This window comes from Pseudomonas sp. GD04015 (genome assembly GCF_029837675.1).
Taxonomy (GTDB): domain Bacteria; phylum Pseudomonadota; class Gammaproteobacteria; order Pseudomonadales; family Pseudomonadaceae; genus Aquipseudomonas; species Aquipseudomonas paralcaligenes.
Genome location: NZ_JAOEEE010000050.1, coordinates 1 through 14,175, shown reverse-complemented (window position 1 = coordinate 14,175; position 14,175 = coordinate 1). Strand labels below are relative to the sequence as shown.

Below are 14,175 nucleotides of genomic sequence, written 5' to 3'. Positions count from 1 at the left end.
CGGCCTCGTTATTCCTGGATGACGTCGGCGCCTTCCGGCACCTGGAAGTCGAACTGGGCGGCATCCAGCTTCTCGTTCATCTTGATGCCGAGAAACAGGATGTTGGTGCGCTGGCCGATGCTGTCGATCAGCTGCATGTCGTTGATCACGCCCTTGCGGAAGGACAGGCGCAGGTTGTCGAACAGCGTGTCCTTGGCCTTGGGCTTGAGGATGAAGTCGACCACGTCGCCACCTTCCTTGAAGGTGATATCGAAGTTCTCGCGGATCTTCGACACGTCACCGGACAACAGCAGCGCCGGAGTGTGGGTCAAGCGCTGGTCGAGGGTCTGGATGGTCACCTGCATCAGGTCCGGGTCGTACAGCCAGACCTTCTGGCCGTTGGACACCAGCAGCTGCTCCTGCGGCGCGTCGGTGTGCCAGCGGAACAGGCCCGGACGCTGCAGCGCCAGCTGGCCGGAGGTCTCCTGCAGCTGGGTGCCGGAGCCATCCAGGGTCAGCTGGGAGAAGCGCCCGGTCAGGGTCTGGGCGCGGTCGAGCAGGCCGGTCAGGCGCTTGACCGCGGCCTCGTCGTCGGCATGGGCTAGAACGGGGCTGCAGGCCAGCGCGGCCAGCAGCAGCATGCGGATCAGGCGCATGGAAATCCTCTTCGTCAGTCTCGGGAAGGTCCCGGCGCTATGACCTCGCGCGAGCCATTGGTGTTCATCGGCGTGACCACGCCGGCCATTTCCATGGCCTCGATCATCCGCGCGGCGCGGTTGTAGCCGATCTTCAGCTTGCGCTGCACAGCGGAAATCGAAGCCCGGCGGCTTTCCAGAACGAAGTTGACGGCCTCGTCGTACAGCGGGTCTTCCTCGCTGCCCTCGCCGCCTTCACCACCGCCGCCGCCCTCGAAGCCGCTGCCGGCCTCTTCGACGCCGGCCAGGATGTCCTCGATGTAGTCCGGCGCGCCACGCTGCTTCCAGGCCTCGACGACGCGGTGCACCTCGTCGTCGGAGACGAAGGCGCCGTGCACGCGGATCGGCAGACCGGTGCCGGGCGGCAGGTAGAGCATGTCACCGTGGCCCAGCAGCTGCTCGGCGCCACCCTGGTCTAGGATGGTGCGCGAGTCGATCTTGCTGGATACCTGGAAGGCCATGCGGGTCGGGATGTTGGCCTTGATCAGGCCGGTGATCACGTCCACCGACGGGCGCTGGGTGGCGAGGATCAGGTGGATGCCGGCGGCCCGCGCCTTCTGCGCGATACGCGCGATCAGTTCTTCGACCTTCTTGCCGACGATCATCATCATGTCGGCGAATTCGTCGACCACCACGACGATGGTCGGCAGGGTCTTCAGCAGCGGTGCCTCGTCTTCCATCGACTGACGCTTGTACAGCGGGTCGGACAGCGGCGTGCCGGCTTCCTCGGCATCCTTCACCTTGCGGTTGAAACCGGCCAGATTACGCACGCCCATGGCCGCCATCAGCTTGTAGCGGCGCTCCATCTCGGCCACCGACCAGCGCAGGGCGTTGGCGGCCTCCTTCATGTCGGTCACCACCGGGCACAGCAGGTGCGGGATGCCCTCGTAGATGGAGAGTTCGAGCATCTTCGGGTCGATCATGATCATCCGCGCCTCTTCCGGCGTGGACTTGAACAGGATCGACAGGATCATGGCATTGACGCCCACCGACTTACCGGAGCCGGTGGTACCGGCCACCAGCAGGTGCGGCATCTTGGCCAGGTCGGTGATCACCGGCTTGCCGCCGATGTCGTGGCCGAGCGCCAGGGTCACCGGCGACTTGGCGTCATCGTATTCCGGCGAGGACAGTACCTCGGAGAAGCGCACGATCTGCCGGTCCTCGTTGGGAATCTCGATGCCGACCGTGGTCTTGCCCGGGATCACCTCGACCACGCGCACGCTGATCACCGCCAGCGAGCGTGCCAGGTCCTTGGCCAGGTTGGAGATGCGGCTGACCTTGACGCCGATGCCCGGCTGGATCTCGAAACGGGTAATCACCGGGCCCGGGTGCACGGACTCGACCACCACCTCGACGCCGAACTCCTTGAGCTTGATCTCCAGCAGGCGCGACATGGCCTCCAGGGACTCGGGCGAGAAGCTCTTCTGCTTCTTCTCGGCCACGTCGAGGATGGAAATCGGCGGCAGGGTTCCAGCCAGCGCACTGCCCTCCTCGAACAGCTGCACCTGCTTTTCCTTGAGCACGCGCTTGCTCGGCTCGGCGGCCTTGGGCGGCGGAGGCGGCGCGATGACCGGTGCGGTGCGGGTCTCGCGCTCGACCATGTGCTTGGTCAGGGTCTCCTCGCGCTCGATCAGGCGCTCCTTGACCTTGGCCTGCTCGCGGCGATCCGGTACCACCGGCGCGGCCACCTCGGCGACCCGCTCGTCCACCTCGCGCAACTGGGCGACCAGCTGCTTGCGCTGCAGACGGGCCTCCCACCAGCGGGTGATCAGGCTGTGCACCAGCTCGATCAGGTCGAGGGTGATCTTGCCGGTCAGGTCCATCACCTTGAACCAGGACAGGTCGGCGAACACCGTCAGGCCGAACAGGAACAGCGCCAGGAACAGCAACGTGCTGCCCTGCACGTTGAGCGCGCCCAGGGCCAGCTGGCCGAGGCTCTCGCCCAGCGCACCGCCGGCCGAGGCGGGCATGCCGGCTGCGGAATGGAAGTGGATGTAGGCCAGCACGGCACCGGACAGGATCAGGAATACCAGACCGATCAACCGCCAGGAGAATAGCCAGCCGCTCCATTGCCAGGGCTGGTGACGGTTGCGGAACACCTGCCAGGTCTTCACCGCCAGCAGCAGGGGGAACAGGTAGGCGAAATAACCCAGGGCCATGAACAGGATGTCGGCGAACCAGGCGCCAGCACGGCCGGCGGCGTTCTGCACCTGCTGGGTGCTGCTGGTGTGGCTCCAGCCCGGGTCGTTCTGGTTGTAGGTCAGTAACGCCATCCAGAGAATCAGGCAGAGCGCGCCGAGCGCGATCAGCGCCCCTTCCTTGAGGCGGTATTGCAATTGCTGACGCCAGGCCGGCGCCTGGGCTGCTGTACTGGAATTCTTCAAAACGCTGTCATTCCTGCGCTCAAGGCGCGACTGACGGATCGATGGGCACGCAAAGCAGCGACCATTGTACAAATTTACAGGTATCGCGCCAGGCCGCCGGGCCGTTTTGCCGGCTCATCCTGCTTCGGTGTAGCATACCCGGCTATCCCTCACGTGCGGCTCAATTGGAGCATGCATTCTCTTTCGTGACAAAGGCTTATGGGGTCTTTTTATGAGCGAAGTCAAGCACTCACGCCTGATCATCCTGGGCTCCGGCCCGGCCGGCTACACCGCCGCCGTCTATGCCGCCCGCGCTAACCTCAAGCCTGTAGTCATCACCGGCATCCAGCCCGGCGGCCAGCTGACCACCACTACCGAGGTCGATAACTGGCCGGGTGACGTCCATGGCCTGACCGGCCCGGCGCTGATGCAGCGCATGCAGGAGCATGCCGAGCGCTTCGAGACCGAGATCGTCTTCGACCACATCCACACCGCCGAGCTGCAGAGCAAGCCCTTCACCCTCAAGGGCGACAGCGGCACCTACACCTGCGACGCACTGATCATCGCCACCGGCGCCAGCGCCCAGTACATCGGCCTGCCCTCCGAGGAGGCCTTCGCCGGCAAGGGCGTCTCCGCCTGTGCCACCTGCGACGGTTTCTTCTACCGCAACCAGGTGGTGTGCGTGGTCGGCGGCGGCAACACCGCCGTCGAGGAAGCCCTCTACCTGTCCAACATCGCCAAGGAGGTGCACCTGATCCATCGCCGCGACAAGCTGCGCTCGGAGAAGATCCTGCAGGACAAGCTGTTCGAGAAGGCCGCCAACGGCAACATCCGCCTGCACTGGAACAACACCCTGGACGAAGTGCTGGGCGACAACACCGGCGTCACCGGCGTGCGCCTGAAGAGCACCCTTGACGGCAGCACCAGCGAGCTGCAGCTGGCCGGCGTGTTCATCGCCATCGGCCACAAGCCGAACACCGACCTGTTCAAGGGTCAACTGGAAATGCGCGACGGCTATCTGATCGTCCAGGGCGGCGGCGAAGGCAATGCCACCGCCACCAGCATCGAGGGCGTGTTCGCCGCCGGCGACGTGGCCGACCATGTCTACCGCCAGGCCATCACCTCGGCCGGCGCCGGCTGCATGGCCGCGCTGGATGCCGAGAAGTACCTCGACATCTGAGCCCCCCGGGCGGACGGCAAACGCCCGCCCTCCCCACTCCATGCTGACCTGGCTGCAGCGAGATTCGCTGGACTTCCCGCCGCTGGAAAAGGCCCTGCGCGAGCCCGACGGCCTGCTGGCGGCCGGTGGCGACCTGTCCGCGGAACGCCTGATCGCCGCCTACCGTCACGGCTGCTTCCCCTGGTTCTCAGAGGGCCAGCCCCTGCTCTGGTGGTCGCCGGACCCGCGCACCGTGCTGTTCCCCGAGGAGTTCCACCTGTCCCGCAGCCTGGCCAAGCTGATCCGCCAGCAGCGCTATCGGGTGACGTTCAACCAGGATTTCGCCGCCGTCATCTCAGGCTGCGCCGGGCCACGCGACTACGCGGACGGCACCTGGATCACTACTTCGATGCGCGACGCCTACCTGAACCTGCATGAACGGGGCCTCGCCCACTCGGTCGAGGTCTGGCTGAGAGAGGAACTGGTCGGTGGCCTCTACGGTCTGGCCATGGGGAGGCTTTTCTTCGGCGAATCCATGTTCAGTCGCGCCGACAACGCCTCCAAGGTCGGCTTCGCCACCCTGGTCGGCCAGTTACGTGACTGGGGTTTCGTGCTGATCGACTGCCAGATGCCGACCCGGCACCTGCACAGCTTCGGCGCGCGTCCTATCGCCCGCCGGGATTTCGCCGCCTATCTGGAACGCTACCTGGGCCAGCCCGGCGCGAGCCACTGGCAGCGCTGAACCGGGGCTGTGGTAGGCACCATTGGCCTGACATACACTGTCCCCTGGGATCTTCCCGAGGATCGACCATGACCGAACTGGCTCGCCTCAAGTTCTACGCCACCCAGCCACACCCGTGCAGCTACCTGCCCGAAGAACAGGCGACCACCCTGTTCCTCGATCCCAGCCAGCCCATGGACGTGCAGGTCTACGCCGAACTCTCGGAAATGGGCTTCCGCCGCAGCGGCGACCACCTCTATCGCCCGCACTGCCAGCGCTGCACCGCCTGCGTACCGGCGCGCATACCCGCCGACCAGTTCATCCCCAACCGCCAGCAGAAGCGCATCCTCAAGCGCAACACCGACATCCGGGTCCAGGCCGTTCGTCCGGAGTTCAACGAGGAGTATTACGCGCTCTATGTGCGCTACATCGAGCAGCGCCACGCGGACGGCGACATGTACCCGCCGAGCCGCGACCAGTTCAGTACCTTTCTGGTCCGCGACCTGCCCTTCGCCCGCTTCTACGAGTTCCGCCTGGCCGAACGGCTGGTCGCAGTGGCGGTAGCCGACGTGCTACCCAACGGACTGTCGGCCGTGTACACCTTCTACGACCCGGACGAGGAGCGTCGCAGCCTGGGTCGCTACGCCATTCTCTGGCAGATCGGAGAAACCGCACGTTTGGGCCTGCAGGCGGTCTATCTCGGTTACTGGATCAAGAACTGCCGGAAGATGAGCTACAAGACCCAGTACCGCCCCATCGAGCTTTTCGTCAATCAGCGCTGGGTCGTACTGACCTGAATACGACGCCTCTGCCCATTTCCCGACTTTCCAGCCACTTGGCGGCCCTTACCCTTTTCGGGCACAATGCACGCCGCTTTTGCCTGGGCGCCCATCGCGCCGGGCCATTCTTTGGATACCGAGGGCTTTACTGCATGTCGAAAGAAGACAGCTTCGAACTGGAAGGTACTGTCGTCGACACCCTGCCCAACACCATGTTCCGTGTGGAGTTGGAAAACGGGCACGTCGTTACCGCGCACATCTCCGGCAAGATGCGCAAGAACTACATCCGCATTCTGACTGGCGACAAGGTCCGCGTCGAACTGACGCCGTACGACCTGAGCAAGGGCCGCATCACCTACCGCGCCCGCTGATTCCGCCAGGCGGAACCCGATAGAAGGTCCGCCAGACAGGTCAGAATGCAGAACGCCCGGCATTGCCGGGCGTTTTCGTTTGCCTGCTTGCCGCTCAGGCGGGTTCGGCGTCGGCAGTGGTCTCGAACTCGAAGCGCAGCTCGCCGCCCTCCAGTTCGATGTGCACCACACCACCGTGCTCGGCCAGCTCGCCGAACAGGATCTCCTCGGCCAGCGGCCGCTTGATCTTGTCCTGGATCAGCCGTGCCATCGGCCGCGCGCCCATCTGCACGTCGTAGCCACGCTCCGCCAGCCAGCCACGCGCCTCGTCGCTGACGAGCAGCTGCACACGCTTGTCCTCCAGCTGCGCCTGCAACTCCGTGAGGAACTTGTCGACGATGCTCTTGATGACTTCGTGGGTCAGGCGGCCGAACTGGATGATGGTATCCAGACGGTTGCGGAATTCCGGCGTGAAGCTCTTCCTGATGACTTCCATGGCGTCGGACGAGTGGTCCTGCTGGGTGAAGCCGATCGACGCCCGCGCGGCGGTTTCGGCACCCGCGTTGGTGGTCATGATCAGGATCACGTTGCGGAAATCCGCCTTGCGCCCGTTGTTGTCGGTCAGAGTGCCGTGGTCCATCACCTGCAGCAGCAGGTTGAACACTTCCGGGTGGGCCTTCTCGATCTCATCGAGCAACAGCACGCAATGCGGCTGCTTGGTGATCGCCTCGGTCAGCAGGCCGCCCTGGTCAAAGCCGACATAGCCGGGAGGCGCACCGATCAGGCGCGAGACGGTGTGGCGCTCCATGTACTCGGACATATCGAAGCGCACCAGCTCGATGCCCATGGCCTTGGCCAGCTGGCGCGCCGCCTCGGTCTTGCCGACGCCGGTCGGCCCGGCGAAAAGGAAGGAGCCCACCGGCTTGTCCGGTGCCTTGAGGCCGGCGCGGGACAGCTTGATGGCGGTGGACAGCGAGTCGATCGCCGCATCCTGGCCGAATACCGTCAGCTTGAGGTCGCGCTCCAGATTGCGCAGCAGCTCCTTGTCCGAGCTGCTGACGTGCTTCGGTGGAATCCGCGCGATCTTGGCGACGATGTCCTCGACCTGGGCCACGTCGATGCGCTTGGCCCGTTTGTCTTCCGGCTGCAGGCGCTGATAGGCGCCCGCCTCGTCGATCACGTCGATGGCCTTGTCCGGCATATGGCGGTCGTTGATGTAGCGCGCCGCCAGTTCCGCAGCGGCGCGCAGGGCCTCGTCGCTGTATTCGATGTGGTGGTGCTGTTCGAAGCGGGTCTTGAGTCCCTTGAGGATGCCCACCGTGTCCTCGACGGACGGTTCGGTGACGTCCACCTTCTGGAAACGCCTTGCCAGGGCACGATCCTTCTCGAAGATACCGCGGAACTCCTGGAAGGTGGTGGAGCCGATGCAGCGGATCTCGCCCGAAGACAACAGCGGCTTGAGCAGGTTGGAGGCATCCATCACGCCACCCGAGGCCGCGCCGGCACCGATGATGGTGTGGATCTCGTCGATGAACAGGATGGCGTGCGGGCGCTTGCGCAGCTCGTTGAGCAATGCCTTGAAGCGCTTCTCGAAATCGCCGCGGTACTTGGTGCCCGCCAGCAGAGCGCCGAGGTCGAGGGAATACACCACGCTCTCGGAAAGCAGATCGGGGACCTGACCGTCGACAATGCGCTTGGCCAGCCCTTCGGCGATGGCGGTCTTGCCGACACCGGCCTCACCCACCAGCAATGGGTTGTTCTTGCGGCGGCGCGCCAGGATCTGCGCCACGCGCTCGACCTCGTGCTCGCGACCGACCAGCGGGTCGATCCGACCGAGACGGGACAGTTCGTTGAGGTTGCTGGCATAGGCGTCGAGCGGATTGCTCGACGCCGAGGACTCGCCGCCTTCGTCGTCCTGCATCTCCTGCTCGTTTTCGTGATGATCGGCATGGCCCGGCACCTTGGAGATGCCATGGGCGATGTAGTTGACCACGTCGATGCGGGCGACGCTCTGCTGCTTGAGCAGGAACACCGCCTGGCTCTCCTGCTCGCTGAAGATGGCCACCAGCACGTTGGCGCCGGTGACTTCGCGCTTGCCCGAGCTCTGCACGTGGAACACCGCACGCTGCAGCACGCGCTGGAAGCCCAGGGTCGGCTGGGTCTCGCGCTCTTCGTCGTGCTGCGGGATCAGGGGCGTGGTGGAGTCGATGAACTCCTGCAGATCATGCCGGAGCTTGTCCAGATTGGCGCCGCAGGCGCGCAGCACGGTGGCGGCCGCCTCGTTGTCCAGCAGGGCAAGAAGGAGGTGCTCGACCGTCATGAATTCATGGCGCTTGGCACGTGCCTCCTTGAAGGCCAGATTGAGGGTGACTTCCAGCTCTCGATTCAACATAGCTTCACCTCTTCCCCAAGCGGGACGGCGTCAACCGTCCTTTTCTATCTCACAGAGTAGCGGATGCTGGCTTTCCCGGGCGTACTGGTTGACCTGCATCGCCTTGGTCTCCGCGATATCGCGGGTGAACAACCCGCATACTGCCTTTCCTTCGGTATGGACAGTAAGCATGACCTTGGTGGCCATCTCTCGGTTCATACCGAAGAACACTTCCAGTACTTCGACAACGAAATCCATCGGAGTGTAATCGTCGTTGAACATCAGCACCTTGTACATGGGTGGGGCCTGCAGCGCCGGTTTCGACTCCTGCACGGCCAGGCCGTTCGAATCGTCCTCGTATTCGTCGGGTCGATCCTGATGGGATGTTAGTTGAATCTGGCTGCGTGGATGCATGCTGAACTAAAGGTGTCGCGACCGGTCGGAGAGTGGAGCCAGGGGGAGTATGACCGGCTTCTCAGCCGGCCGACCTGGCACCTTGACTAAAGGCAAAACGGTGTTACAAACAGTCAATACCCATGCGGGTATCGGGGTTCCGCGGCTAGCGCCCAAACGGCTGAAGTCGGACGTGGAGCTGAAGTGGATGATACTCCAGTGATGGAGTCCTTTGCAGAGGGATGTCAGCATGCTCAGCGGTAAGGTCAAGTGGTTCAACAACGCCAAGGGCTACGGGTTCATCGTGGCCGACGGCCGAGATGAGGACCTGTTCGCCCATTATTCGGCTATCCAGATGGACGGCTACAAGACGCTCAAGGCCGGCCAGGCGGTCAAGTTCGATATTCTGCAGGGCCCGAAGGGGCTGCATGCCGTGAATATCAGCTCGATTCTGGCGCCCGGTGAATCCCCGGCCACCGTCAGCTCGCCGCAAAGCACCCCGGTAGAAGCCTGAAACAAGGCGACCGCCCAGCCCCATCGCCGGCCAGCGATGGGGTTTCGGGCCCCAGCACAACGCCCCCGTCTTCCTGTTGCGCCCTGGCAACACAGTGACATGGCCTCCGGCGCCGATATCTTCCCTTCTTCGCAGACTTTCTGAGCATCAGCTCGCGAAATACCCGGCAATAACCTCTGATCGGCGTCAATTGTCGAAAACAGTGCACGTCCGTACACTTCGCCACCCTCTTCCTCCCGGTGGCTGTTTCGATGCTTTTCCTCGCTCGCATGTTGTTGATGGGGCTGCACTTCGTGCTGGCCGGTGTACTGGGCCTGCTGCTCGGCCTGTGCCGACCATTCAACCCGGACAACAGCCGCCTCTGCGCCCGTCTGTATTCGCTGCCGGCCCTGTGCATGCTCCGACTCAAGCTCAAGACCGACGTGAAAAGCCTGTTCGGCCAGGACCGCCCATGCGTGGTGATCGCCAACCACCAGTCCAACTACGACCTCTACGTCCTCGGCCGCGTCGTACCGCCGCGCACCGTCAGCATTGGCAAGAAGAGCCTGAAGTGGATCCCGTTCTTCGGCCAGCTCTACTGGCTCGCCGGTAACGTGCTGATCGACCGGGGCAACGGCCGCAAGGCCAAGCGGGCCATGATGGAAACCACCGAGACGCTACAGAAGCGCGACACCTCTATCTGGGTCTTTCCCGAGGGCACCCGCAACCAGGGCGATGGCCTGTTGCCGTTCAAGAAAGGCGCCTTCCAGATGGCCATCGCCGCCGGGGTACCGATCATCCCGGTGTGCGTCAGCACCTACGCCGGCCGCCTGAAGCTCAACAACTGGAGCAGCGGCAAGGTGCTGATCCGCTCACTGCCGGCCATTCCCACCCTGGGCCTGACCCTGGAGGATCTGCCGAACCTGATGGAGCGCTGCCAGCAACTGATGCGCGAGTGCATCGAGCAACTGGACCAGCAGCTGGCCCGCGCCTGACCGCGCCTCTGCAGCGACCGGGCGGCTGGGTTAAGCTGCCTCATCGCCATGCAGAGGACTATCCATGGGTCAGGTCGTTGCCGCAGCCGCCTACGCCAAGGGCAAGAAAGTCGCCGATATCGCCATCGAGGAAGGCCGCCAGTGGGCTTCCAGACCCGGCCATTTCGTCTGGATCGGTCTGCGCGACCCCGACAGCACCCAGCTCACCGCACTCCAGCAGCAGTTCGACCTGCACGAACTGGCCATGGAGGACGCCCTCGCCCAGCACACCCGGCCCAAGCTGGAGACCTTCGGCGACGCCCTGTTCATGGTGCTCTACTCGCCGATCCAGCGCGAAGGCCGTATCGAGTTCGTCGAGACCCAGCTGTTCGCCGGCAAGGGCTATGTGATCAGCGCCCGCTACGGCGACTCCGCGCCCTACTCCACCGTGCGCCAGCGCTGCGAGGCGCGCCCGCTGCTGCTGGAGCATGGCGAGGACTTCGTGCTCTACGCCCTGCTCAGCTTCGTGATCGAGAACTACCGCCCGCTGCTCGACAGCGCCCACGCGGAGCTGGAGGATATCGAGCAGACGGTGCTGAACTGTCCGCTGGAGCAGGCCGATGTGGAGCGCATCCACGGTCTGCGGCGCAACCTGCTGCGCCTGCGCCGCCAGGTGGCGCCGCTGTCGGAGATCTGCCAGGAGCTGCAGCAGCTCGACTTCCCTTTCATCGACAAGCACATGCGGCCGTACTTCCGCGACATCGCCATTCACGTCAACCGGCTGATGGAAGACCTCACCGGCCTGCGCGAGATGGCCGACCACGCCATCGAGATCGGCCTGCTGCTGGAGTCCTCGCGGCAGAGCCTGACCCAGCGCAAGTTCGCCGCCTGGGCGGCGATCCTGGCGTTCCCGACGGCGGTGGCGGGCATTTACGGCATGAACTTCCAGTACATGCCGGAGCTGACCTGGCACTACGGCTACTTCGGCGTGCTCGGCTTCGTCGGCCTCGGCTGCGCCGGCCTGTTCGCCAACTTCAAGCGGATGGGCTGGCTGTAGCGGTCAGGCGGCCCCGGCCGCCTTCCCCTGGGCGACGAAGCGCATCATCCACTCGGCCACGGTGGTGCCCTGGTGGTCGTGGGCCAGGCTCTCCACCGCCTCGCGGTAGGCCGGCTCACCGATGCAGTGCTGGCGGATGTCCAGCAGCGCGCGGGAGTAGTCGTGGATGAACTCCGGATGGCCCTGGAAGCACAGCACTTGGTCCTCGATGCAATAGGCGGCCACCGGGCAGAACTCGCTGGAGGCCAGCAGCGTCGCCTTTTCCGGCAGCGCGGTGACCTGGTCCTGGTGGCTGATCAGCAGTGTCAGCTGCTCCAGGGCAGGACTCATCCACGGCACCTGCTGCTTCAGCTCGTAATGGTGGATGCCCACGCCCCAGCCCTGGGTAGCCCGCTCGGCGCGGCCGCCCAGCAACAGCGCCAGCAACTGATGGCCGAAGCAGATGCCGAGCAGCTTGTCGCCACTCTCGTAGCGCTGCAGCAGGTAGGTCTTGAGGACGCCTATCCACGGATCGCTGCCGAACGAATCCGCCTTGCTGCCGGTCACCAGATAGGCGTCGTAGCGCTCCCCGTCGGCCGGGTAGTCGCCCTGTACCACATTGAACACTTCGAAGGTCGCCGCCAGCGGCTGCTTGGCGAACAACCGCTCGAACATGCGGCCGTAGCCCTGGTATTGGTCGATCAGTTCGGGGCGGAGTACATCGGTTTCCAGAATGCAGATACGCAGTGACATGGAGCGGATCACCTGAGACGGCAGGGAGGGAGGAGGAAGCGGCTAGCGTGCATCGAAGCGCCCCCGGAACGCAACAGCCACGGGGCCTCGCCGGACCGGCAACATCACCGCTCTCGATACCTACCATGCCCACCATTCACTTCTGTCGATGAAACGGCTCGGCAAAGATGCAAGCGTTCCCGATCACCTCAACAGGAGAGATTCATGAGCAGCTTCGCCGCCATCGCCAGCCTGATCGCCGCCTCCGCCTTCCGCAGCGTGCCGGTCACCCCACAACAGCCACAACAGGCCCATCCCCGCCAACAAGCCACTGGCGATTAGCCCGAGGGAGGAACCGTCATGTCCATCACCGAAGCCTTCGCGAACACCAGCAGCTACGGCGTCACCTACGTCAGCTTCGGCGACACCGGCCTGCAGTTCGAGTCCGAAGCCACCATCCACCTGGACGATGGCAGCCTGCTGACCCTGCGCATGCCCACCCGGCAGCATGAGAAAATGGCCATACACGACGTGATCTGCCTGCAGAAGGGTCTGTGCCTGGCGGCCTGAACGGGCTTGCCCATCACGGCGCCAGGAGTCGGCCCGCCAGCTCGTCACCGAGATGGCGGACCAGGATTCGCCGCCAGGAGCCGTCCGCCTGCATGTCCGCGAATGCCTGCTGCATCTGCCCGGCCAGCGATGGGGCGTCCCTGAGCACCGGGCTGCCGGCGATGAAGCTGCGGTTCGTGCTCACCGGCAAGCCGGAGATCAGCGCGCGCTCGTCGTAGCCGAGCTGCCGCCACAGGTAGCGCACGCGCAGGTCTATCTCGTACCAGGCCAGCACCCGGCCGCCGTGCAGCATGCGCGCGGCCTGCTCGGGGTCTGTCACTTCCACCACCGACTGCCCTTCTTGCCGCAGGGACAACGCCTCCTGGGCCCTGGGCGTGCCGCCCATCACCACCAGCGGACCCGCTTCCAGTGCCTCGGCAAGGGTATCGAAGCGCTGGCGCTTGCTCGCCAGCACGTAGGAAGTGGGCAGCACGCCCAGCAGCCAGACGAATCCCGCTTCACGCTCCGCCGTGCGCCCCAGGTTGAGCACGATACCGCGCGGATCGTTGGCCACCGCCAGCTGCACCCGCTTCCAGGGCACGCTATGGAAGCGGCATTCTCGCTGCAGACGCCGGCACAGCTCGCTCATCAGGTCGCCGTACACGCCACGGTCGGCGGGATCGTCATCGGCGAACGGCATCTGCCCCTGGCCGATATAGACATTGAACGCTTCGTCGGCCGCGGCAAAGGTGGCGGAAGCCAGCAGGCCTGCCAGCAACACCGTTCTGATCGCCTTTCGCGTGCTCACGCGCTGCTGCACTCCCACCGACGCTTGCCGGCACGATGACAGAAAGCCCCCGAAAAGCAAAACCGGCCACATGGGCCGGTTCGCTCGTTGCCAGGTGCGATCAGAAGCGCTCGCCCGTGGCCGCCTTCTCCAGCAGCAGGGCCGGCGGCAGGAAGCGCTCGCCGTACTGCTCGGCCAGGTACTGGGCACGGGCGACGAAATCGCGCACGCCGTACTGGTTGATGAACTGCAGCGCCCCGCCGGTCCAGGCGGCGAAGCCGATGCCGAAGATCGAACCGACGTTGGCGTCGGCCACCGACTTCAGCACGCCCTCCTCCAGGCAGCGCACGGTCTCGATGGCCTGGATGAACAGGATGCGGTCGCGCACGTCTTCCTGGGAAATCTGTGCATCCGCCTTCTCGAAGTGCGCCTTGAGTTCCGGCCACAGGTGCTTCTTGCCACCCTGCGGGTAGTCGTAGAAGCCGCCGCCGGCCGCCTTGCCCGGGCGCTTGTACTCGTGGAGCATCAGTTCGATCACCCTGAACGCCGGGTGCTCGGGCAGGCTGCGGCCTTCGGCGGCGAGATCGGCCACGGTCTGCTTGCGGATGTGCTCCATCAGGCCCATGGACACTTCGTCGCTGATCGCCAGCGGCCCGACCGGCATGCCGGCCTTGCGCGCCTCGTTCTCGATCATCGCCGCGCTCACGCCTTCGCCGAGCATGGCGATGCCCTCGTTGGTGAAGGTGCCGAACACCCGCGAGGTGAAGAAGCCACGGCTGTCCTCGACCACGATC

The 14,175-nt window shown here is 64.7% G+C and carries 16 protein-coding genes; 9 read left to right on the top strand and 7 right to left on the bottom strand.

The annotated features are described in order from the left end of the window. Window positions 1-8 precede the first annotated feature (8 nt). Both lolA and ftsK read right to left on the bottom strand, forming a co-directional pair. The gene (lolA, locus tag N7640_RS24175; protein WP_220814912.1) at window positions 9-635 is read right to left on the bottom strand and encodes an outer membrane lipoprotein chaperone LolA; all 627 of its coding nucleotides are present in this window, start codon (window positions 633-635) and stop codon (window positions 9-11) included. A 14-nt stretch (window positions 636-649) separates the two neighbouring features. Further along, window positions 650-3,097 carry a DNA translocase FtsK gene (gene ftsK / locus N7640_RS24170; protein ID WP_220815039.1) on the bottom strand — a complete coding sequence of 816 codons (2,448 nt, stop codon included), beginning with the start codon at window positions 3,095-3,097 and terminating at the stop codon, window positions 650-652. A gap of 172 nt (window positions 3,098-3,269) precedes the next feature. Between ftsK and trxB the strand changes: the two genes are divergently transcribed. From trxB to infA, 4 genes are all read left to right on the top strand, one after another. Further along, the gene (trxB, locus tag N7640_RS24165; protein ID WP_220814913.1) at window positions 3,270-4,217 is read left to right on the top strand and encodes a thioredoxin-disulfide reductase; all 948 of its coding nucleotides are present in this window, start codon (window positions 3,270-3,272) and stop codon (window positions 4,215-4,217) included. A gap of 40 nt (window positions 4,218-4,257) precedes the next feature. Next, complete coding sequence (gene aat, locus N7640_RS24160; RefSeq protein ID WP_279905925.1) at window positions 4,258-4,938, top strand: leucyl/phenylalanyl-tRNA--protein transferase; 681 nt, start codon at window positions 4,258-4,260, stop codon at window positions 4,936-4,938. A gap of 68 nt (window positions 4,939-5,006) precedes the next feature. After that, window positions 5,007-5,714: an arginyltransferase gene (locus N7640_RS24155; RefSeq protein ID WP_279905926.1), complete on the top strand. Its 708-nt coding sequence runs from the start codon at window positions 5,007-5,009 to the stop codon at window positions 5,712-5,714. Between the two features lie 134 nt (window positions 5,715-5,848). Next, window positions 5,849-6,067: a translation initiation factor IF-1 gene (infA, locus tag N7640_RS24150; RefSeq protein ID WP_137973350.1), complete on the top strand. Its 219-nt coding sequence runs from the start codon at window positions 5,849-5,851 to the stop codon at window positions 6,065-6,067. Between the two features lie 94 nt (window positions 6,068-6,161). On the opposite strand, the gene clpA is transcribed toward infA, so the two are convergent. Together clpA and clpS are read right to left on the bottom strand one after the other, a co-directional pair. Continuing rightward, window positions 6,162-8,438, bottom strand: coding sequence for an ATP-dependent Clp protease ATP-binding subunit ClpA (gene clpA / locus N7640_RS24145; protein WP_220814916.1), 2,277 nt, complete (start codon window positions 8,436-8,438; stop codon window positions 6,162-6,164). A 30-nt stretch (window positions 8,439-8,468) separates the two neighbouring features. Next, complete coding sequence (gene clpS / locus N7640_RS24140; protein ID WP_220814917.1) at window positions 8,469-8,831, bottom strand: ATP-dependent Clp protease adapter ClpS; 363 nt, start codon at window positions 8,829-8,831, stop codon at window positions 8,469-8,471. A gap of 229 nt (window positions 8,832-9,060) precedes the next feature. Here clpS and cspD point away from each other — a divergent pair, with 229 nt between their 5' ends. From cspD to N7640_RS24125, 3 genes are all read left to right on the top strand, one after another. Then, window positions 9,061-9,324: a cold shock domain-containing protein CspD gene (cspD, locus tag N7640_RS24135; protein WP_220814918.1), complete on the top strand. Its 264-nt coding sequence runs from the start codon at window positions 9,061-9,063 to the stop codon at window positions 9,322-9,324. A 251-nt stretch (window positions 9,325-9,575) separates the two neighbouring features. Continuing rightward, window positions 9,576-10,298, top strand: coding sequence for a 1-acylglycerol-3-phosphate O-acyltransferase (locus tag N7640_RS24130; protein ID WP_279905927.1), 723 nt, complete (start codon window positions 9,576-9,578; stop codon window positions 10,296-10,298). Between the two features lie 64 nt (window positions 10,299-10,362). Further along, window positions 10,363-11,334, top strand: a complete 972-nt coding sequence (locus tag N7640_RS24125) for a magnesium and cobalt transport protein CorA (RefSeq protein ID WP_279905928.1) — start codon at window positions 10,363-10,365, stop codon at window positions 11,332-11,334. Window positions 11,335-11,337: 3 nt separating this feature from the next. Here the strand turns inward: N7640_RS24125 and N7640_RS24120 are convergent, their stop codons facing one another. Continuing rightward, a complete protein-coding gene (locus N7640_RS24120; RefSeq protein WP_279905929.1) occupies window positions 11,338-12,066 on the bottom strand; it encodes an amidotransferase in 729 nt (242 codons plus the stop codon). 204 nt (window positions 12,067-12,270) lie between these two features. On the opposite strand from N7640_RS24120, the gene N7640_RS24115 reads away from it, so the two are divergent. Next, the gene (locus N7640_RS24115; protein ID WP_279905930.1) at window positions 12,271-12,387 is read left to right on the top strand and encodes a PA2485 family small membrane protein; all 117 of its coding nucleotides are present in this window, start codon (window positions 12,271-12,273) and stop codon (window positions 12,385-12,387) included. 18 nt (window positions 12,388-12,405) lie between these two features. Then, entirely contained in the window at window positions 12,406-12,615 is a 210-nt protein-coding gene (gene ptrC / locus N7640_RS24110) for a type III secretion system co-regulatory protein PtrC (protein WP_279905931.1), read from the top strand. 13 nt (window positions 12,616-12,628) lie between these two features. Here ptrC and N7640_RS24105 read toward each other — a convergent pair whose 3' ends face one another. Both N7640_RS24105 and N7640_RS24100 read right to left on the bottom strand, forming a co-directional pair. Continuing rightward, the gene (locus tag N7640_RS24105; RefSeq protein WP_279905932.1) at window positions 12,629-13,402 is read right to left on the bottom strand and encodes a transporter substrate-binding domain-containing protein; all 774 of its coding nucleotides are present in this window, start codon (window positions 13,400-13,402) and stop codon (window positions 12,629-12,631) included. Window positions 13,403-13,502: 100 nt separating this feature from the next. Beyond that, window positions 13,503-14,175 (bottom strand): 3-hydroxyacyl-CoA dehydrogenase family protein (locus N7640_RS24100; RefSeq protein WP_279905933.1); only part of this gene is annotated, 673 nt, incomplete at its 5' end.

Coding starts and splice junctions, on each gene's coding strand:
- cspD (WP_220814918.1), top strand. CDS start 9,061: ATGCTCAGCGGTAAGGTCAAGTGGTTCAACAACGCCAAGGGCTACGGG.
- N7640_RS24155 (WP_279905926.1), top strand. CDS start 5,007: ATGACCGAACTGGCTCGCCTCAAGTTCTACGCCACCCAGCCACACCCG.
- N7640_RS24120 (WP_279905929.1), bottom strand. CDS start 12,066: ATGTCACTGCGTATCTGCATTCTGGAAACCGATGTACTCCGCCCCGAA.
- trxB (WP_220814913.1), top strand. CDS start 3,270: ATGAGCGAAGTCAAGCACTCACGCCTGATCATCCTGGGCTCCGGCCCG.
- lolA (WP_220814912.1), bottom strand. CDS start 635: ATGCGCCTGATCCGCATGCTGCTGCTGGCCGCGCTGGCCTGCAGCCCC.
- infA (WP_137973350.1), top strand. CDS start 5,849: ATGTCGAAAGAAGACAGCTTCGAACTGGAAGGTACTGTCGTCGACACC.
- aat (WP_279905925.1), top strand. CDS start 4,258: ATGCTGACCTGGCTGCAGCGAGATTCGCTGGACTTCCCGCCGCTGGAA.
- N7640_RS24125 (WP_279905928.1), top strand. CDS start 10,363: ATGGGTCAGGTCGTTGCCGCAGCCGCCTACGCCAAGGGCAAGAAAGTC.
- ptrC (WP_279905931.1), top strand. CDS start 12,406: ATGTCCATCACCGAAGCCTTCGCGAACACCAGCAGCTACGGCGTCACC.
- clpS (WP_220814917.1), bottom strand. CDS start 8,831: ATGCATCCACGCAGCCAGATTCAACTAACATCCCATCAGGATCGACCC.
- N7640_RS24130 (WP_279905927.1), top strand. CDS start 9,576: ATGCTTTTCCTCGCTCGCATGTTGTTGATGGGGCTGCACTTCGTGCTG.
- N7640_RS24115 (WP_279905930.1), top strand. CDS start 12,271: ATGAGCAGCTTCGCCGCCATCGCCAGCCTGATCGCCGCCTCCGCCTTC.
- clpA (WP_220814916.1), bottom strand. CDS start 8,438: ATGTTGAATCGAGAGCTGGAAGTCACCCTCAATCTGGCCTTCAAGGAG.